Source organism: Kitasatospora sp. NPDC091207 (assembly GCF_044768625.1).
Lineage (GTDB): Bacteria > Actinomycetota > Actinomycetes > Streptomycetales > Streptomycetaceae > Kitasatospora.
On record NZ_JBIVVS010000001.1, the window covers coordinates 812,390 to 831,250 of the forward strand.

The 18,861-nt window shown below is 72.5% G+C and carries 19 protein-coding genes and 3 tRNA genes; 19 read left to right on the forward strand and 3 right to left on the reverse strand.

What is annotated here, in order from left to right; genetic code table 11:
* Positions 1–66 precede the first annotated feature (66 nt).
* Together ACIQTO_RS03670 and ACIQTO_RS03675 are read left to right on the forward strand one after the other, a co-directional pair.
* Positions 67–2,601, forward strand: coding sequence for an ATP-binding protein (locus ACIQTO_RS03670; protein ID WP_402382323.1), 2,535 nt, complete (start codon positions 67–69; stop codon positions 2,599–2,601).
* Positions 2,598–3,272 carry a response regulator gene (locus tag ACIQTO_RS03675; protein ID WP_402382326.1) on the forward strand — a complete coding sequence of 225 codons (675 nt, stop codon included), beginning with the start codon at positions 2,598–2,600 and terminating at the stop codon, positions 3,270–3,272. The genes ACIQTO_RS03670 and ACIQTO_RS03675 overlap by 4 nt, the downstream gene beginning before the upstream one ends.
* A 307-nt stretch (positions 3,273–3,579) precedes the next feature.
* Here ACIQTO_RS03675 and ACIQTO_RS03680 read toward each other — a convergent pair whose 3' ends face one another.
* A complete protein-coding gene (locus ACIQTO_RS03680; RefSeq protein ID WP_402382328.1) occupies positions 3,580–4,851 on the reverse strand; it encodes a hydrolase in 1,272 nt (423 codons plus the stop codon).
* Positions 4,852–5,104: 253 nt separating this feature from the next.
* Here ACIQTO_RS03680 and ACIQTO_RS03685 point away from each other — a divergent pair.
* From ACIQTO_RS03685 to ACIQTO_RS03710, 6 genes are all read left to right on the forward strand, one after another.
* A tRNA-Thr gene (locus ACIQTO_RS03685) sits at positions 5,105–5,177 on the forward strand.
* Between the two features lie 43 nt (positions 5,178–5,220).
* Positions 5,221–5,293: transfer RNA gene (locus ACIQTO_RS03690), tRNA-Met, on the forward strand.
* Between the two features lie 83 nt (positions 5,294–5,376).
* Entirely contained in the window at positions 5,377–5,541 is a 165-nt protein-coding gene (gene rpmG, locus ACIQTO_RS03695; RefSeq protein ID WP_006604855.1) for a 50S ribosomal protein L33, read from the forward strand.
* A 115-nt stretch (positions 5,542–5,656) separates the two neighbouring features.
* Positions 5,657–6,115: a MaoC family dehydratase N-terminal domain-containing protein gene (locus ACIQTO_RS03700; RefSeq protein WP_402382331.1), complete on the forward strand. Its 459-nt coding sequence runs from the start codon at positions 5,657–5,659 to the stop codon at positions 6,113–6,115.
* A 4-nt stretch (positions 6,116–6,119) separates the two neighbouring features.
* Positions 6,120–6,542, forward strand: coding sequence for a MaoC family dehydratase (locus ACIQTO_RS03705; protein WP_402382334.1), 423 nt, complete (start codon positions 6,120–6,122; stop codon positions 6,540–6,542).
* 72 nt (positions 6,543–6,614) lie between these two features.
* Complete coding sequence (locus ACIQTO_RS03710) at positions 6,615–7,661, forward strand: UDP-N-acetylmuramate dehydrogenase (protein ID WP_402382752.1); 1,047 nt, start codon at positions 6,615–6,617, stop codon at positions 7,659–7,661.
* Here ACIQTO_RS03710 and ACIQTO_RS03715 read toward each other — a convergent pair.
* On the reverse strand, positions 7,658–8,710 hold the full coding sequence (locus ACIQTO_RS03715) for an adenosine deaminase (RefSeq protein WP_402382337.1): 1,053 nt from the start codon (positions 8,708–8,710) through the stop codon (positions 7,658–7,660). The two genes, ACIQTO_RS03710 and ACIQTO_RS03715, sit on opposite strands and share 4 nt — an antisense overlap.
* A gap of 95 nt (positions 8,711–8,805) precedes the next feature.
* A complete protein-coding gene (locus ACIQTO_RS03720) occupies positions 8,806–10,053 on the reverse strand; it encodes a pyridoxal phosphate-dependent aminotransferase (RefSeq protein WP_402382340.1) in 1,248 nt (415 codons plus the stop codon).
* Between the two features lie 252 nt (positions 10,054–10,305).
* Here ACIQTO_RS03720 and ACIQTO_RS03725 point away from each other — a divergent pair.
* From ACIQTO_RS03725 to rplL, 11 genes are all read left to right on the forward strand, one after another.
* Positions 10,306–10,378: transfer RNA gene (locus tag ACIQTO_RS03725), tRNA-Trp, on the forward strand.
* 149 nt (positions 10,379–10,527) lie between these two features.
* On the forward strand, positions 10,528–10,878 hold the full coding sequence (secE, locus tag ACIQTO_RS03730; RefSeq protein ID WP_402382341.1) for a preprotein translocase subunit SecE: 351 nt from the start codon (positions 10,528–10,530) through the stop codon (positions 10,876–10,878).
* A 212-nt stretch (positions 10,879–11,090) separates the two neighbouring features.
* Positions 11,091–12,026 carry a transcription termination/antitermination protein NusG gene (gene nusG, locus ACIQTO_RS03735; RefSeq protein ID WP_402382344.1) on the forward strand — a complete coding sequence of 312 codons (936 nt, stop codon included), beginning with the start codon at positions 11,091–11,093 and terminating at the stop codon, positions 12,024–12,026.
* 180 nt (positions 12,027–12,206) lie between these two features.
* Positions 12,207–12,641 carry a 50S ribosomal protein L11 gene (gene rplK / locus ACIQTO_RS03740; RefSeq protein ID WP_148644356.1) on the forward strand — a complete coding sequence of 145 codons (435 nt, stop codon included), beginning with the start codon at positions 12,207–12,209 and terminating at the stop codon, positions 12,639–12,641.
* A gap of 76 nt (positions 12,642–12,717) precedes the next feature.
* On the forward strand, positions 12,718–13,440 hold the full coding sequence (rplA, locus tag ACIQTO_RS03745) for a 50S ribosomal protein L1 (protein WP_402382347.1): 723 nt from the start codon (positions 12,718–12,720) through the stop codon (positions 13,438–13,440).
* Positions 13,441–13,644: 204 nt separating this feature from the next.
* Positions 13,645–14,436, forward strand: a complete 792-nt coding sequence (locus ACIQTO_RS03750; RefSeq protein WP_402382350.1) for a hypothetical protein — start codon at positions 13,645–13,647, stop codon at positions 14,434–14,436.
* Between the two features lie 91 nt (positions 14,437–14,527).
* On the forward strand, positions 14,528–15,367 hold the full coding sequence (locus ACIQTO_RS03755) for a hypothetical protein (protein ID WP_402382353.1): 840 nt from the start codon (positions 14,528–14,530) through the stop codon (positions 15,365–15,367).
* 74 nt (positions 15,368–15,441) lie between these two features.
* Positions 15,442–16,389, forward strand: a complete 948-nt coding sequence (locus ACIQTO_RS03760; RefSeq protein ID WP_402382356.1) for a hypothetical protein — start codon at positions 15,442–15,444, stop codon at positions 16,387–16,389.
* Between the two features lie 100 nt (positions 16,390–16,489).
* The gene (locus tag ACIQTO_RS03765) at positions 16,490–17,350 is read left to right on the forward strand and encodes a hypothetical protein (RefSeq protein WP_402382358.1); all 861 of its coding nucleotides are present in this window, start codon (positions 16,490–16,492) and stop codon (positions 17,348–17,350) included.
* A gap of 384 nt (positions 17,351–17,734) precedes the next feature.
* Positions 17,735–18,298 (forward strand): 50S ribosomal protein L10, encoded by a 564-nt coding sequence (gene rplJ / locus ACIQTO_RS03770; RefSeq protein WP_359803449.1) that lies wholly within the window; start codon positions 17,735–17,737, stop codon positions 18,296–18,298.
* A gap of 90 nt (positions 18,299–18,388) precedes the next feature.
* Entirely contained in the window at positions 18,389–18,769 is a 381-nt protein-coding gene (gene rplL, locus ACIQTO_RS03775) for a 50S ribosomal protein L7/L12 (RefSeq protein ID WP_402382360.1), read from the forward strand.
* Positions 18,770–18,861 lie beyond the last annotated feature (92 nt).

Below are 18,861 nucleotides of genomic sequence, written 5' to 3' on the forward strand. Positions count from 1 at the left end.
CCACCCCGTGCCCGGGTCGGCCGCCGTACGTCCCGACCCTCGTACGAAGACGAAAGAGCAGCGCCCATGGCCCGCGACCTCACTCCCGGCACCGGCCCCCGCCGCGGCCGGCTGAGGGTGTACCTCGGTTCCGCCCCCGGTGTCGGCAAGACCTACCGGATGCTGGACGAGGCCGGGCGCAGACAGGCCCGCGGCGCGGACGTCGTGGTCGGCTACATCGAGTGCCACGGCCGCCGCCACACCGAGTCCATGCTCGGCGCGCTGGAGGTCCTCCCCAGGGTCCGGCGCTCCTACCGGGACGCCGAGTTCGAGGAGATGGACCTCGACGCGGTGCTGCGGCGCGGGCCCACGGTGGTCCTGGTGGACGAGCTCGCGCACACCAACGTCCCCGGCGGCCGGCACGCCAAGCGCTGGCAGGACGTCGAGGAACTGCTGGACGCCGGGATCGACGTCATCACCACCGTCAACATCCAGCACCTGGAATCGCTGAACGACGTCGTCCAGAAGATCACCGGCATCCCCCAGCGCGAGACCGTCCCGGACGAGGTGGTCCGCCGGGCCGACCAGATCGAACTCGTCGACATGGCCCCCCAGGCGCTGCGCCGCCGGATGGCCCACGGCAACGTCTACAGGGCGGAGAAGGTGGACGCCGCGCTCTCGAACTACTTCCGGGTCGGCAACCTCACGGCCCTGCGCGAGCTCGCCCTGCTCTGGGTGGCCGGGCGGGTCGACGAGGGGCTGCGCGACTACCGGGCCAGCCACAACATCGACCGCGTCTGGGAGACCCGCGAGCGGGTGGTGGTCGCCCTCACCGGCGGCCCGGAGGGCGAGACGCTGATCCGCCGCGCCGCCCGGATCTCCGACCGCACCGCCGGCGGTGACCTGCTCGCCGTGCACGTCACCCGCAGCGACGGCCTGGCCGGCGCCTCCTCCGGCGCGCTCGCCCAGCAGCGCCAGCTGGTGGAGGCGCTGGGCGGCAGCTACCACGTGGTGGTCGGCGACGACATCCCCACCGCGCTGCTGGCCTTCGCCCGCGCCCACGACGCCACCCAGCTCGTGCTGGGCACCAGCCGGCGCGGCCGGATCACCCGGCTCCTGACCGGCCCGGGCATCGGCGAGACCACCGTGGACGCCTCCGAGGACATCGACGTCCACATGGTCACCCACGCGTTCACCGGACGCGGCCGGCTGCCCTCGCTCGGCCGCCGCCACTCCCGGCGCCGCACGGTCGCCGGGTTCGCCGCCGGGCTGGTGATGCCCTGGCTGCTCACCCTGGTCCTCTCCCAGTTCCACGAGGCGGTGAACCTGACCACCGACGCGCTGATCTTCCAACTCGGCGTGGTGGCGGTGGCGCTGCTCGGCGGCGCCACCTCGGCTTTGCTGGCCTCGCTGGTCGCCTCGGCGCTGCTGAACTACTTCTTCATCCCGCCCGTCCACACCCTGACCATCGGCGAGACCAACAACATCGTCGCCCTGGTGGTCTTCGCGGCCGTCGCCCTCACCGTCTCCACCGTGGTCGACCACGCGAGCCGGCTCACCACGCGGGCCGCCCGGGCCACCGCCGAGGCCGAGACCCTGTCCACCCTCGCCGGCAGCGTGCTGCGCGGCGCCGACGCCCTGCCCGCCCTGCTGGAGAAGTCCCGGACGGCCTTCGGCATGGACTCCGTCGCCCTGCTGGAACGCACCGGCGGCACGGTGCTGGCCCACTGCGACGGCGAGGGCGAGCCCGCCGGACCGGGGGAGACCACCGAGATCCCGGTCGGCGCCGACGCCCTGCTGGCGCTCACCGGTCGCCGGCTGCCCGCCGCCGACCAGCGCGTCCTCACCGCCTTCGCCGCCCACGTCGCCGCCGCCCTGGAACGCGACCGGCTCGCCGTGGTCGCCGCCGAGGTCGAACCGATCAAGGCCGCCGACCGGATGCGCACCGCCCTGCTCGCCGCCGTCAGCCACGACCTGCGCACCCCGCTGGCCGCCGCCCTCGCCTCGGTCGGCTCGCTGCGCAGCCCCGACGTCGAGTTCTCCGCCGAGGACCAGGCCGAACTCCTGGCCACCGCCGACGAGTCCCTGGTCAAACTCACCCGACTGGTGGACAACCTGCTCGACATGAGCCGCCTCCAGGCCGGGGCCCTCACCCTGCACCTCGCCGAGACCCACCTGGACGAGATCCTGCCCCGGGCGCTGGACACCCTCCCCGACCCGTACGCGCCGGTCCAGCCGCTCGACCTGGACACCGTGCCGGCGGTGCTGGTGGACCCACCGCTGCTGGAACGCGTGCTGGCCAACGTCATCGCCAACGCGCTGCGCCACAACGCCCCCGGCGCCCCCGTGCTGGTCGCCGCCAGCCACCACCGGGACCAGGTCGAGATCCGCGTCATCGACCGCGGCCCCGGCATCGCCCCCGGAGACCGCGACCGCGTCTTCCTGCCCTTCCAACGCCTCGGCGACACCGACAACACCACCGGCGTCGGCCTCGGACTCGCCCTCTCCCGCGGCCTCGCCGAGGCCATGGGCGGCAGCCTGGAGGTCGAGGACACCCCCGGCGGCGGCACCACCATGCTGCTCACCCTGCCCGCCGCCCACCCGGGAGGAGCGCCCGCATGAGCGAGATCCTGATCGTCGACGACGAACCGGCGCTGCTGCGCACCCTCCGGATCAATCTGAGCGCCCGCCAGTACGCCGTCCGGACGGCCGCCAGCGGCGGCGAGGCCCTGGACCGGGCCGCCCGCACCTCGCCCGACGCCGTCCTGCTCGACCTGGGGCTGCCCGACCTGGACGGCATGGACGTCATCCGGGGCCTGCGCAGCCATAGCGCGGTGCCGATCATCGTGCTCTCCGGCCGCACCGGCGCCGCCGACAAGGTGGGCGCCCTCGACGCCGGCGCCGACGACTACCTCACCAAGCCGTTCCTGATGGAGGAACTGCTCGCCCGGCTGCGTGCCGTCCTGCGCCGGCCACCGGGCGGCCGCGCCCCGGCCCCGCCGGTGATCGGCGCGCACACCGTGGACATCGCCGCCACCACCGTCACCGGCCCGGACGGGCCGGTCCGGCTCACCCCCACCGAGTGGCGCATCCTCGCCCTGCTGCTCGCCAACCCCGGCCGCCTGGTGCCCGGGCGGCAGATCCTGCGCGAGGTCTGGGGCCCGGCGCAGGAGGAGCGCGGCAACTACCTGCGGGTCTACCTGGCCGGGCTGCGCCGCAAGCTGGAACGCGATCCGGCCCGCCCGCGCCATCTGATCACCGAGCCCGGTATCGGCTACCGGTACGAGCCCTGAAGTCGTGAAGTCGTGAAGTCCTGACGCCCTGGCCTCCTGACCCCCTGGCCTCCCGCCGGGCCGGGCCGGCGTCAACGAGCCGTCAAGGGCGGCCCGCCGGGCGACAGGAGGGCGTCAAGGCCGGCCGGACCGGGCCGTCGGCGGGCGTAGCGTCAGCGGTGAGAGAGCGGCCCTGCTCCATGTGGGGGATGCCGGGGCCGCTCCGCCGCCCCGGCGGCCGACTGGTGGGGGAGGGGCGCGCGACCAACGACGCGCGCCCCTATCACCCGATCGGCCCCGTGCCGGCCCGCGGCCGCGAGCCCGGCGCTCACCCCCCGCCGGTGCTCCCCGACTGCCGCGGCAGCGCCAGCGCCACCGTGTCGGCGAACTCCCGGACGGCACTGGTCCGGCTGACGATCCGCCCGCTGTGCACCACCAGCCGGCTGTGCCCGCCGGCGAGCGCCCCCGCCAGGCTGTCCCCGCGCACCGCCAGCAGCTCCGCCGGGAACCCGGCGTCCACCCGGACCGGCGGCAGCCCGAGCGCCGCCCGGGCCTGGTTGGCCACCGCGTCGTAGGCCGCCTCCACGTCCAGCGCCCCGCTCGCCGCCAGCAGGTAGGCGGCCTCCAGCGGATCGGCCCGGCCCACCGGGTTGGCCGGGTCGCGCAGCGAGCCGCTGCCCGCCGAGAGCGGGACCCCGGCCCGCGCCAGCTCGCGCGCCAGCCCCGGTCGCGTCCCGGTGGCCCGGCCCTCCAGCCCGCTGCAGCAGCCGTTCTGCGGCAGGCAGACCACCCGGACGCCACTGCTGGCCAGCGCCGCCGAACCGCCCGGGGCCAGCGCCCCGCACGGGCCCAGCACCACCCGGGGCCGCAGCGGGGCGAGCGCGCCCGCCAGCCGGGCCAACTGCGCCGGGTCGGCCCCGGTGGTGTGCAGGTCCACCGGGCAGTCCGCCTCCCGGGCGGCCTCCAGCAGCACCTGGACGTACCCGGCCGGGTCCGGGTCCAGCTCCGGGCAGCCGCCGGCCGCGGTGGCGCCGAGCTTGAGCGCGTCGCGCAGCTGGGCCCGGCCGTCCGCGCCGGCCCGGCCGGTGAGCAGCCGCGGCATCGCCACCGCCTGCAGTTCGGCCAGACCGCGCAGCGCCTGCCGGGCGGTGAGCACCGCCTCCAGCCGGCGCAGCCCGTGCACGTCGCCGATCCGCACATGGGTGCGCTGCGCGGTGGCGCCGTACCCGAGCGAGGTGAGCGCGGCCTCGGTGACCCGGCGGGTGAGGTCGGCGGAGGTCTCCGGCGGAGGGGCGGGCAGCGCGGCGGAGAAGGCGACGTCGTAGTGCGCGTGCGCCTCGGCGGGGGCCGGCAGCAGCAGGTAGCCCCTGAGGTCGATCCGGGCGCCGGTGGTGGCCGTGGGGGCGCCGGGCAGGGCGGGCAGCGGGCCGAGGCTGCCGGTGGTGCCGACGGCCTGGATCCGGTCGCCGCTGATCCGCACGTCCACCACCCGGCCGTCGGCGAGCCGGGCGTCGGTGAGCAGCAGGACGGGGCCGTGCCCCAGCGGGTTGGCGGCCGGGCCGGATCCCGGCTGCGGCCCGTCGGAGGGTGCGCTGTCCATCGCCCGGTTCCTCCTCGCGCTGGCCCGTCCAGATCCCCGGCCCGTCCCGATCAATGAGCGACGAGCCTATGGGGCGGGGGCGCGGGGTGCGGGGAGGCGGGCAATAGTCGTATCGGGTCGGGCCGCGCCCCGTACGGGCCGCTCGAACGCCCGGCCTTCGATCGCTCGCCCGTGCACCTCGCCCACCTGCGGTCTTCGCGTCGGGATACGGATTTCACCTCTGGGCGCGGAACGTGTAATCTCTTCCTCGTTCGCCCCTATAGCTCAGTCGGTAGAGCGTCTCCATGGTAAGGAGAAGGTCTGCGGTTCGATTCCGCATGGGGGCTCTGGTGAGAAGGAGTCAGCTTCGGCTGTGCTCCGGATCACTGTGGCGGTGTAGCTCAGTTGGTAGAGCAAGCGGCTCATAATCGCTGTGTCACCGGTTCAAGTCCGGTCACCGCTACCCCGCGTAGTCGGTCGGGAGATCGCACTCCCGGTCGGCTACTCTTGTTGTGTTCTTATTCAATGTCCAAGGAAGGCACTCCCGTGGCTGCCACCGATGTCCGCCCGAAGATCACGCTGGCCTGCGTGGAGTGCAAGGAGCGGAACTACATCACCAAGAAGAACCGGCGTAACGACCCGGACCGTCTTGAGATGAAGAAGCACTGCCCCCGCTGCAACTCGCACACCGCGCACCGCGAGACCCGCTGACCCTGTCGCGTGTCCGCGGACCTGTGTGATCACAGGTCTACGACTCCGGGCCGTACCCCTCACAGGGTGCGGCCCGGAGTCTTTTCGTCATTCACCGTGCTCTTGAGGAGCTGCCATGGCGCTCGACCCCTCCTTCATCGGGCGGACCTACCCGCCCACCGAGCCGTACGAGGTCGGCCGGGAGAAGATCCGCGAGTTCGCCGTCGCCGTGGGTGACGCCAACCCGGCGTACACCGACCCGGAGGCCGCCAAGGCGTTCGGGCACCCGGACGTCATCGCCCCGCCGACCTTCCCCTTCGTCCTCACCTACCGGGCCGCCGGCCAGGTGGTCGAGGACCCGCAGCTGGGCCTGGACTACAGCCGGGTGGTGCACGGCGACCAGAAGTTCGCCTACACCCGCCCGGTGCGGGCCGGTGACCGGCTCTCGGTCGCGGTGAGCATCGACAACATCAAGTCGCTCGCGGGCAACGACGTGCTCACGGTGCGCGGCGAGGTGACGGACCAGAGCGGCGAGCACGTGGTGACGTCGGTCATGACCCTGGTGGCCCGGGCCGCCGACGAGGCGGGGGAGTAACACGATGGCGATCAGCTACGACGAGGTCGAGGTCGGCACCGAGCTCCCGGCACGGTCCTTCCCCGTGACCCGCGCCGCGTTGGTGCAGTACGCGGGCGCCTCCGGCGACTTCAACCCGATCCACTGGAACGAGAAGTTCGCGCTGGAGGTCGGCCTGCCCGACGTCATCGCGCACGGCATGTTCACCATGGCCGAGGCGATCCGGGTGGTCACCGACTGGGTCGGCGACCCGGGCGCGGTGGTCGAGTACGGCGTGCGCTTCACCCGGCCGGTGACGGTGCCCAACGACGGCGTCGGCTCCGTGATCGAGGTCACCGCCAAGGTCGCCAAGCTGCTCGACGACCGCAAGGCGCAGATCGACCTGCTGGCGACCTTCGGCGGCCAGAAGGTGCTGGGCATGTCCCGCGCCGTCGTCCGGCTGGCCTGAGGCCGCCGGGCGGTACCGGTGGAGGGCGGCGGGGAGGGGCGGACCGGCCCCTCCCCGTACGCTGGGGGCGTGCTGGTAGAACTCGACGCCCCCCTCGCCCCGCTGACCACCCTGCGGCTCGGCGGCCCCGCCCGCCGGCTGGTGACCGCGCAGACCGACGAGGACGTGATCGCCACCGTCCGGGAGGCCGACGCGGCCGGCGAGCCGCTGCTGGTCCTCGGCGGTGGCTCCAACCTGGTGATCGGCGACGCGGGCTTCGCCGGGACGGTGCTGCGGATCGCCACCACCGGCTTCGCGCTGGACGGCACCACCCTGGAGCTCGCCGCCGGCGAGGTCTGGGCCGACGCGGTGACCGACACCGTGCTGGAGCACGGCCTGGCCGGGATCGAGTTCCTGGCCGGCATCCCCGGCTCGGCCGGCGCCACGCCGGTCCAGAACGTCGGCGCGTACGGCCAGGAGGTCGCGCAGTCGATCACCGAGGTGGTCGCCTACGACCGCCGGGCCGACGAGGTGGTCACCCTCTCCAACGCCGAGTGCGGCTTCTCCTACCGGCACAGCCGCTTCAAGGCCGACCCGGACCGCTACGTCGTCCTGCGGGTCCGCTTCGGGCTGCGGGACGAGGGAGGGCTCTCCACCCCGGTCGCCTACGCCGAGACGGCCCGCCACCTGGGCGTCGAGCAGGGCGAGCGGGTCGACGTCCGCAGCGCCTGGAACGCCGTGCTGATGCTGCGCGCGGGCAAGGGCATGGTGCTCGACCCGGCCGACCACGACACCTGGTCGGCGGGCTCCTTCTTCACCAACCCGGTGCTGACCGCCGAGCAGTACGCCGCGTTCCTGGCGCTGGCCGCGGAGCGCGAGCTCACCGCCCCCGCCTACCCGGCGGCGGACGGCCGGACCAAGACCTCGGCGGCCTGGCTGATCGACCGGGCCGGCTACGGCAAGGGGTACGGCAGCGGCCCGGCCACCCTCTCCACCAAGCACACCCTGGCCCTGACCAACCGCGGCGCGGCCACCGCCGAGGACCTGCTGGCGCTGGCCCGCGAGATCCGGGACGGTGTCCGGGCGGCGTTCGGCGTGGAGCTGGTCAACGAGCCGGTGATGGTGGGCGTCCAGCTCTAGGCGGTCGCCGCGCCCGGGCCGCCGTCCCCGAGCCAGCCGTCGATGTCCGCCAGCAGTTCCTTCCGCACGCTGTCCGGCGCGCGCGAGCCGCGCACCGACTGCCGGGCCAGCTCGGCGAGTTCGGCGTCGGAGAAGCCGAGCACGTCGCGGGCCAGGTCGTACTGGGCGGCCAGCCGGGAGCCGAACAGCAGCGGGTCGTCGGCGCCCAGCGCCAGCGGGACGCCCGCGTCGAACAGCCGGCGCAGCGGGACGTCCTCGGCCCGCTCGTAGACGCCCAGCGAGACGTTGGAGGACGGGCAGACCTCGCAGGTGATCTGGCGGTCGGCCAGCCGCTGCATCAGCCGGGGGTCCTCGGCGGCGCGGACGCCGTGGCCGATCCGGCCCGCGCCCAGATCGTCCAGGCAGTCCCGGACCGACTCCGGCCCGGCCAGCTCGCCGCCGTGCGGGGCGGCCAGCAGTCCGCCCTTGCGGGCGATGTCGAAGGCCCGGTCGAAGTCCCGGGCGAGGCCGCGCCGCTCGTCGTTGGAGAGGCCGAAGCCGACCACGCCCCGGTCGGCGTAGCGGACGGCGAGCCGGGCCAGCGTCCGGGCGTCCATCGGGGACTTCATCCGGTTGGCCGCGACCAGCACCCGGATCCCCACCCCGGTCGCCTCGGCGGCGTGCTCCACCGCGTCCAGGATCAGTTCCAGGGCGGGGATCAGACCACCGAGCCGGGGCGCGTACGAGGTCGGGTCGACCTGGATCTCCAGCCAGCGCGATCCGTCCCGCCGTTCGTCCTCGGCGGTCTCCAGCACCAGCCGGCGGATGTCGGACTCGTCGTGCAGCACCGAGCGGGCGGTGTCGTAGAGGCGCTGGAAGCGGAACCAGCCGCGTTCGTCGGTCGCCCGCAGTCTGGGCGGCTCGGCGGAGCTCAGCGCCTCCGGCAGCCGGACGCCGTGCTTGTCGGCCAGCTCCAGCAGCGTGGCCGGGCGCATCGAGCCGGTGAAGTGCAGGTGGAGGTGGGCCTTGGGGAGGTCTCTGACGTCTCGCGGGTTCGGCAGGCGTTCCATTCGCCGATACTGCCGTATCGGGCCCCGATACGGGAACCGCCCCCTTCACGTCCCCCGAAGGGGTGAAAAGGGGGCGGTCACGGTGGATCGGGCCGTCAGGCGGCCGCCTCGCCGAGCAGCTTCTGGATCCGGCCGACGCCCTCGGCCAGGTCGGCGTCGCCCAGCGCGTAGGACAACCGCAGGTAGCCCGGGGTGCCGAAGGCCTCGCCGGGGACGACCGCGACCTCGACCTCGTCCAGGATCAGCGCGGCCAGCTCGGCGGAGCTCTGCGGGCGCTTGCCGCGGATCTCCTTGCCCAGCAGGCCCTTGACCGACGGGTAGACGTAGAACGCGCCCTCGGGCTCGGGGCAGATGACGCCCTCGATCTCGTTCAGCATCTTCACGATGGTCCGGCGGCGCCGGTCGAAGGCGGTGCGCATCTCGTGCACGGCGGAGAGGTCACCGCTGACGGCGGCGAGCGCGGCGCGCTGCGCGACGTTGGAGACGTTCGAGGTGGCGTGCGACTGCAGGTTGGTCGCGGCCTTGACGACGTCCTTGGGGCCGATCAGCCAGCCCACCCGCCAGCCGGTCATGGCGTAGGTCTTGGCCACGCCGTTGACCACGATGGTCTTGTCCGCGAGCTCGGGCAGCAGGGCCGGCAGCGAGGTGAACGTCGCGTCGCCGTAGACCAGGTGCTCGTAGATCTCGTCGGTCAGCACCCAGAGGCCGTGCTCCAGCGCCCACTCGCCGATGGCCCGGGCCTCGGCCTCGGTGTAGACCGCGCCGGTCGGGTTGGACGGCGAGACGAACAGCACCACCTTGGTGTTCTCGGTGCGGGCGGCCTCCAGCTGCTCGACCGAGACCTTGTAGCCGGTGGTCTCGTCGGCCACGACCTCCACCGGGACACCGCCGGCCAGCAGCACCGACTCCGGGTAGGTGGTCCAGTACGGGGCCGGGACGATGACCTCGTCGCCCGGGTCGAGGATCGCGGCGAAGGCCTCGTAGATCGCCTGCTTGCCGCCGTTGGTCACCAGCACCTGGGAGGCGTCCACCTGGTAGCCGGAGTCGCGCAGCGTCTTGGCGGCGATCGCGGCCTTCAGCTCCGGCAGGCCGCCGGCCGGGGTGTAGCGGTGGTTCTTGGGGTCGCGGCAGGCCTCGACGGCCGCCTCGACGATGTAGTCCGGGGTGGGGAAGTCCGGCTCGCCGGCGCCGAAGCCGATGACCGGCCGGCCGGCCGCCTTGAGGGCCTTGGCCTTGGCGTCCACGGCGAGGGTCGCGGACTCGGCGATCGCGCCGATCCGGGCGGAGACGCGGCGGTCGGCGGGGCGGACGGAACTGTCGGGCTGCGGGGTGGAAGCGCTCATGCCTGCATGGTCGCAGAACCGGGACGGACCGGGCATGGGGGTTTCACCATATGTACGGGCTCGTCCACATGGCGGCCCGGTGCGGTGCCGGTCTGTGGTCGGTCGTGAAAGAAGAGGTTCGACCAAACGCCCCTCGACCACGTACACTCACTCCTCGACGGCCACCGAGAAGCCACAGCTTCCACCGCCTGTGCAGACAGCGGCGGGAGATGCGGTAGGTTGGTGGTCGCTACAGGGGCCGAAAGGCACCGTAGGGCAATAGCTCAATTGGTAGAGCACCGGTCTCCAAAACCGGCGGTTGGGGGTTCAAGTCCCTCTTGCCCTGCTGCTTGATCCGTATTCAGCCCGTTCGCTCCACAGAGCGAGCGGGCTTGATGCGGAGAGGGCACCGAACAGCACCCTTTTAGCCGGCCGCTCGTGCCCTGTCGGGTACGCAGGTGATGCTCGGCAGGACCCGGATTCAGGTGAGGACGAGTGACGGAGACCACGGGCTCCACCGCAACGCCTGAGAGCGGCAACCCCGAGGGTGCCGACGGCGCCGACGAGGCCACGCCCGCCGAGGGCGGGGACAAGGGATCGCGCCGCGACCGCAAGGCGGGCCGCGCGGACAAGAAGTCCGGCAAGCGCGCCAAGAAGGGCGTCTTCGCCCGGCTCGCGCTCTTCTACCGCCAGATCATCGCGGAACTGCGCAAGGTCGTCTGGCCCTCCCGCAACGAGCTGGTCAACTACACCACCGTCGTGGTCGTGTTCGTCGTGGTCGTGATGGCGTTCGTCGCCGGCCTCGACTACGGATTCTCGAAGCTCAGCCTCTGGGTCTTCGGCTGACCGAGCGGTCCCACCTTCGAAACAGCTTCCCGACCCGGGCCGATTCTTCGGCCCGGGTCGAGCTGTCGGCGCCGGACGTACGAGGCCGCTACCGTTGACTCGGTACTGTTGAAGTCTCCGAGTCATCTCCTGGCGCCCGCGTGAAGCGGAGCGGCGCCGGAGCGGTCCCGGAGCGCGCCACCTTCACCATCTCCAGGAAAGAAGCAGCCACCGTGTCTGACTCCCCCCTGTACGACGCCGACGAGACCGTCCGCGAGGCGGATGTCGCCGCCGAGCTGGACGCGGCCGAGCTGGCTGACGAAGCCGAGGCCGCCGAGCAGATCGTGGACGCCGCGGACAGCGACGAGGACGAGGTCGCGGCGGACGACGAGGCCGAGGCCGGCGAGCCCGCCGAGGAGGCCGCGCTGCACGTGGAGTCCGACGAGGAGCTCGACGCCGAGGCCGCAGAGGACGCCGAGGGCGAGGACGAGGCTGCGGACGACGCCGAGGCTGCGGACGACGCCGAGGCCGCCGAGGCCGAGGAGGCCGAGGAGGCCGTCGAGGTCGACCCGGTCGCCAAGTTCCGCGAGGACCTGCGGTTCATGCCCGGCGAGTGGTACGTGATCCACACCTACGCCGGCTACGAGAACCGGGTGAAGCAGAACCTGGAGCAGCGCGCGGTCTCCCTCAACGTGGAGGAGTACATCTTCCAGGCCGAGGTGCCGCAGGAGGAGGTCGTCCAGATCAAGAACGGCGACCGCAAGACCATCCGCCAGAACAAGCTCCCCGGCTACGTCCTGGTGCGCATGGACCTCACCCCGGAGTCCTGGGGCGTCGTGCGCAACACCCCCGGTGTCACCGGCTTCGTCGGCAACGCCTACGACCCGTACCCGCTGACCCTGGACGAGGTCGTCAAGATGCTCGCCCCGGACGTCGAGCGCCAGGCGGCCAAGGAGGCCGGCAAGCCCTCCCCGGTCAAGCCGAGCGAGATCCAGGTCCTGGACTTCGAGGTCGGCGACTCGGTCACCGTCACCGACGGCCCCTTCGCCACCCTGCAGGCGACCATCAACGAGATCAACCCGGACTCGAAGAAGGTCAAGGGCCTGGTCGAGATCTTCGGTCGCGAGACCCCGGTCGAGCTGTCCTTCGACCAGATCCAGAAGAACTAGTACGGCCGGAAGAACGCGTACGAGTCTTCGACTTCGGGGTGGGGCCGCGGCCCCACCCCGAAGTCGTTTTGGTCCAGCGGCGCATCCGCGTTAGCCTGGTCCGATGTGTGTGTTGACGGTCGGGTGTCGCCCCGGCCCGGCACGCACCAGCAATCACCTCTCGGAAGGACCCGGAGAGAAATGCCTCCCAAGAAGAAGAAGGTCACGGGGCTTATCAAGCTCCAGATCAACGCCGGTGCGGCCAACCCGGCGCCGCCGGTCGGCCCCGCGCTGGGCCAGCACGGCGTCAACATCATGGAGTTCTGCAAGGCCTACAACGCCGCGACCGAGTCGCAGCGCGGCATGATCGTGCCGGTGGAGATCACGGTCTACGACGACCGTTCCTTCACCTTCATCACGAAGACGCCGCCGGCCGCGCGCCTCATCCTGAAGGCCGCGGGCGTGGACAAGGGCTCGGCCGAGCCGCACAAGACCAAGGTCGCCAAGCTCACGGCCGCCCAGGTCCGCGAGATCGCCACGGTCAAGCTCCCCGACCTGAACGCCAACGACCTGGACGCCGCGTCGAAGATCATCGCCGGCACCGCCCGGTCGATGGGCATCACGGTCGAGGGCTGATCACCCTTCTCGTCCATGTGGTAGGGCCTGCGCGGCCCGTCCATACCACGACTCCATTCCCCATTCAGGAGCAGCAGTGAAGCGCAGCAAGGCTCTGAAGGCCGCGGACGCACAGGTCGACCGCGAGCGCCTTTACGCCCCCCTCGAGGCCATCCGCCTCGCCAAGGCGACCAGCACCAGCAAGTTCGACGGCACCGTCGAGGTCGCCATGCGTCTGGGCGTCGACCCGCGCAAGGCCGACCAGATGGTCCGCAGCACCGTGATCCTCCCGCACGGCACCGGTAAGACCGCTCGGGTCCTGGTCTTCGCGACCGGCGAGCGTGCCGAGGCCGCGCGTGCTGCGGGCGCCGACATCGTCGGCTCCGACGAGCTCATCGACGAGGTCGCCAAGGGCCGCCTCGACTTCGACGCCGTCGTCGCCACCCCGGACCTCATGGGCAAGGTCGGCCGCCTGGGCCGCGTGCTCGGTCCCCGTGGCCTGATGCCGAACCCGAAGACCGGCACCGTGACCCCGGACGTGGCCAAGGCCGTGAACGAGATCAAGGGCGGCAAGATCGAGTTCCGCGTCGACAAGCACTCGAACCTGCACTTCATCATCGGTAAGGCCTCCTTCACCGACGAGCAGCTGGTCGAGAACTACGCCGCCGCGCTGGACGAGGTGCTCCGCGCCAAGCCGTCCGCGGCCAAGGGTCGTTACATCAAGAAGACCGCGATCAGCACCACGATCGGCCCCGGCATCCAGGTGGACCCGAACCGCACCCGCAACCTCCTGACCGAGGAGGACCCGGCCGCCTTCTGAGCCCTGAGCTCCGACCGGTAGCCGCGTCCTGGGCGCAGCAGTAGTCCGTACGACGGGCCCGTACCCCCTCACCGGGGGTGCGGGCCCGTCGTCGTGTCCGGATCGAGATCCGGGGGGTGGGGAACTCCCTGGCGGGTCGTCGTACGCTCGGCCGGTCCGATCATCCGATCGAGGCCTGACCGCAGCGACCCGCCGGAGTGTGCCGTGCCGCCCGCCCTTCGCCCCGCCGCCTGGGGGGCGGCCCTCCTGGTGCTCGCCAGCGGCCTCACCGCGTGCAGCCTGCTGGCCGTCTCGGGGGACCGCACCCCGCAGGGCACGCCGGCGACCGTCCGGGCGCCCAAGCAGGTGCTGCTCTCGGCCGTGCAGGCCCTGGACGACACCGGCGGCGCGCGGGTCGAGGTGGTCGAGGAGAGCCCGGCCGGCCGGCGCACCGCCACCGGCAAGGTGTTCTGGGGCGCCCGCGAGGGGGCCGAGCTGACCGTCACCGACGAGCGGGGGACCGGTCTGCTGCACAGCCAGGACGGCACGATCGACCTCGGCTACGAGGGGGCGCCGCCGCTCCGGGCCGAGCGGGCCGAGGCCGAGTCGCTCGACCCGCGCGCCGCGCCGGGCGCCGGCGGCTACGCGGGCGGCTGGATGAGCGGGCTGGTCTCCAACCCGGCCGACTCGGCGCACAGCATGGCGCTGGCCGGCCGGCTCACCTCGCTCGGCGGGGAACAGCTGGCCGGTGCCACGGTGGCGCACTACCGGGGCAGCGCGCCGGTGGCCGAGTTCTTCGGCGCCGACCAGGGCCTCACCCCCGCGCGGCTCGCGGTCGTGCTCGGGTACTACCGCGAACGCGGGGTCACCGCCATCGGCTACGACTTCTGGGTGGCCCCCGGCGACCGGCTGCTCCGGCTGCGGGCCACCGCCGAGGGCAGTGCCGGAACCGTGGTCACCACGACCGACGTCTCCGACCCCGGGACGAGCACCGAGAGCCCGGCTCCGGCCGGGTGACCGGGGCCGCCGATATGCGGTGGGGGAGGGCCCGGCGATCCATTAGAGTCCGCTGGGTATTTCCTGATGATCGGTCAATGGGGGGCTCTTCATGCGCGTTCTGCGCCTTGCATCCGCCGGTGCCGCGGCGGCCGTCCTGGCCGCCGGGCTGACGGCCTGCGGCAGCGGTGGTCACGGTGGTGGCGGGACGGCGGACGTCAAGGCCGTCGGGGACGCGATCGCCGGGAAGGCGGCGGACCTCGACCCCCGGGCGGCGCTGGCCGCGTCGGCCGCGGTGATGCAGCGGGCCGGCAACGGCTCCCTCACGCTGACCACCGACGGCGACACGCTGACCGGCGCCGGCGAGTGGCGGCAGCGGACCGTCGTCGACCTGGCCGGCGCGACCAGGACGAGCACCAAGGCGCGGGTGCTGGGCGACGAGGTCTACCTCGGCGGCGGCTCCGAGACGACGGCGGCCCTGGGCGGGCGGCACTGGGCCAGGATCGGCCCGAAGGACCCGGTCGTCGGCTCGATGTCCGTGATCTTCCTGACCATGGCGCAGCTGACCAACCCGGTCCTCCAGCTGGGCGCGGCCGCCCAGGGCGGCAAGGTCACCAAGATCGGTACCGAGACGGTGGCCGGGGCCCCGGCCACCCACTACCGCGCCGTCGAGGACGTCGCCGGGCTGGCCGACAGCCTGACCGCGCTCGGCGGCGACCAGCGCGCGGCCGTCAAGCAGACCCTCGACTCCGGCGGCAGCACGCTCACCGTGGACTTCTGGATCAACGCCGGTCAGCAGCTCGTCCAGCTCAGGGAGTACGGCGACAAGGCGGGTGAGGCCTCGGCCGTCACCGTCGCCTACACGGGCCTGGGCGCCGCGCCCAAGATCGAGGCGCCGGCTCCGGCCGACGTCGGCACGGGCGCCGACTTCGCCGGGCTCTTCCACAGCTGAGCCCACCGGGCTCCGCGTAGACCGGCTCATCACCCCGGGGCACGCCGTGCCCCGGGACCTTTCGGAGGGGAACCATGGCTGGAACCCGCAGGACCGCCGTCGCCGTCGTCGTGGCCGCGCTGGCACTGACCGCGACGGCCTGCGACAACAACGCGAAGTCCACCGGTGCCGCGTCCGCCGCGCCGACCACGGTCGCGGCCGCGCAGCCGACGTCCGCCGCGCCCAGCGCCACGCCGGAGCCGACCAAGGAGGCGCCGGTCAAGCTGACCCCGGCCGCCTACCTCAAGCTGGTCACCGAGAAGACCGGCGCGGTGAAGTCCGCCAAGGTCGCCGAGGAGATCCTGACCGGGGGTGCGACGATCACCGCGACCGGGACCATCGGCTGGTCCGACGGCCTCCAGGGCGATCTCTCGATGGACATGTCGCAGCTGCCGGTCGGGCAGCAGATGGCCAAGCTGACCGGCAGCAAGACCGTGCCGATCCGCTACCTCAAGGACGGCATGTACCTGCGGCTCGGCGGCGAGGTGGTCGAAGCGGTGGGCGGCCGCCACTGGCTGCACTACAGCTACGCCGACATGGCCGCGATGAACGGCGCCACCGCCGACCAGCTGAAGCAGGCCGACCCGGTCGAGGGCGTCCGGTCCCTGATCGCCTCCGGCAAGGTCGCCGAGGCCGGCCAGGAGACCGTGAACGGCAAGCCGGCGACGCACTACACCGGGCAGCTCGCCGTCGACGAGATGACCGCGGCGGCCGGCAGCGGGGTGACCGACGAGCAGCTCCAGGCGATGAAGAAGAAGCTGAAGACCGCCGGGATCAGCAGCGAGCAGATCGACGTCTGGGTCGACGCGGACAACCTGGTGGTCAAGCGGACCGAGCAGGCCGACACCAAGGCCGGCCCGTTCAAGGTCACCGTCACCTATTCGGACTACGGGACCGCCGTGTCCGCCACCGCGCCCGACCAGGCCGATGTGGTGGAGTTCGCCGAGATCGCCAAGCAGGCCAAGGGGGGCGCCGCCGGCTGACCGGGGTCCTGGTGGCAAGGTGGCCGGTACGGCGCGGCCGAGGACACGGCGGCCGATGACAGGCGGTCCCGCGCGGTGACCGGACGGAAGGGAAGGGGGCATGGCGGTGCGGCAGCGACTGGCGGCCATCACGGCCGCGGTGCTCCTGGCGAGCGGTCTCACGGCCTGCGGCGGTGACGGGGGCGCGGTGCCGGTGGCGTCCGGCAGCCCGGCGCCGACCGCCCTCTCCTCCACCAAGCCGGCCAAGCCCACCGACCGGTCGCCGCACGGCGTCCTGCTCTCCGCCCAGCTCGCCGCGCAGACCGCCCGCCGGGCCAAGGTCAGCTACCGGCTCGGGGCGGACGCCGGCTCCGGCCCGCTGTTCTGGCAGCCGAAGACGGCGCTCCAGGTCAAACGTTCCACCCCGGCCGAGGCCGAGCAGCTGATCGTCGTGGACACCGTGGCCTACCAGGGCGGTGACGCGGCCACCGCGGCCCGGCAGGGTGGCAAGCACTGGGAGCGGTTCTCCGTGCCGCCGGGCGCGGACGGCCACCGGGAGGTCCCGTACGCCGGGCTGATCGACCTGCTCAGCCCGGTCGAGGCGCTGGCCGCGGCGACCGCCGACGGCGTCGAGGCGCGGTACCTCGGCGAGGAGAAGTTCGATGACTCGGCGGTCGAGCACTACCGGGTCACCACCGACGCCGAGCGGTACGCGGCCGCCCAGGCCCAGCTGAGCCAGACCCGCCGGGACGGCCTGCGCGCCGCGCTGGCCCCCGGCGGGTCGGTCTCGCTGACCCTCGACCTGTGGCTCAACGACAAGGACCAGCTGGTCAGGCTGCAGCGGACCGGCACCGGGCCGAGCGGCCGGGTGGACGACGCGGTGCTCTACAGCGACTTCGCCGGCACCCTCTCGGTGCAGGCCCCGGCGGAGGCGGACACCGTCGACGCGGGCACCCGCGACATCTCCCCACTGGCCCGCTGAGGCCCGGCCCGCCGGGCTTCCGGGCCCCGCCCGGCCCGCCGCCGGGGCCCGGCGATGGGCGATTTGCCCCGGACGGCGGAGTCCGGCTAGTGTTACCGAAGCCAAAGACCGCTGGTTGTCACCGTGCGCTCGCAAGGGACGCGGAGGCCGAAGGATCTGCGATTCGTCGCAGGCAGCCCGCGCAGGATTGTTTGGAGCTTGGACTTCCGGGTCCCATGTGTTCGCACGTGGACCTGTCGAGGTCGAACTGAGCCCCGTGCGCCTGCGCACCGGGGCTCATCTGCTTTCCCGCAGGAGCTTTCCTTCCGTCCGGTGGTCCGAGGCTCGAATGGTCGACTTTCGCGGTCGGCCTGACTTCGACATCACGGAAGGAGGCGTAAGCCTATGGCTAGGCCCGACAAGGCTGCCGCCGTCGCCGAGATCACGGAGCAGTTCCGTGCCTCGAACGCGGCCGTGCTGACCGAGTACCGCGGTCTGACGGTGAAGCAGGTTAAGACCCTGCGTCGCTCGCTGGGTGACAACGCCCAGTACGCCGTGGTGAAGAACACGCTGACCAAGATTGCGGCCAACGAGGCCGGGATCACGGAGCTCGACGACCTGTTCGCCGGTCCGACGGCTGTCGCCTTCGTCACCGGTGACCCGGTGGAGTCGGCGAAGGCTCTGCGTGACTTCGCCAAGGAGAACCCCGCTCTCATCATCAAGGGCGGTGTCCTTGACGGTAAGGCGCTGACCGCCGATGAGATCAAGAAGCTCGCGGACCTCGAGTCCCGCGAGGTGCTGCTCGCCAAGCTGGCCGGCGCTCTGAAGGGCAAGCAGTCCCAGGCTGCCGCGCTCTTCCAGGCCCTGCCGTCGAAGCTCGTCCGCACTGTGGACGCGCTGCGCGACAAGGTCGAGCAGGGCGGTGCCGGTACGCCGGCTCCCGCCGCCGAGGACGAGGCCGCGGAGTAATTCCGCAGGCTCACGCCTCGCTGCGGGCCCGTACGCCCGCCAACCCGTACATACGGCACCACCTGCCGAATTAGTGGAAGGACGCCAATCATGGCGAAGCTGACCCAGGACGAGCTGCTCGCGCAGTTCGAGGAGCTCACCCTCATCGAGCTCGCCGCCTTCGTGAAGGCGTTCGAGGAGAAGTTCGACGTCACCGCTGCCGCTCCGGTCGCCGTTGCCGCCGCCGGTGGCCCGGCCGCCGTTGAGGCCGTCGAGGAGCAGGACGAGTTCGACGTCATCCTCGAGGGCGCGGGCGACAAGAAGATCCAGGTCATCAAGGAGGTGCGCACCCTGACCTCCCTCGGCCTGAAGGAGGCCAAGGACCTCGTTGACACCGCTGGTGCCAAGGTCCTGGAGAAGGTTGCCAAGGACGTTGCCGAGAAGGCCAAGGCTGCCCTCGAGGCCGCTGGCGCCAAGGTCACCGTCAAGTGACTCCTCCCCGGCCCTGAGGGCCGGGAGGCAGCCGCACGCCCTCACTGAGGGCGAAGGATGCCACGGGCCGGGCCGATCACCCTCACGGGTGG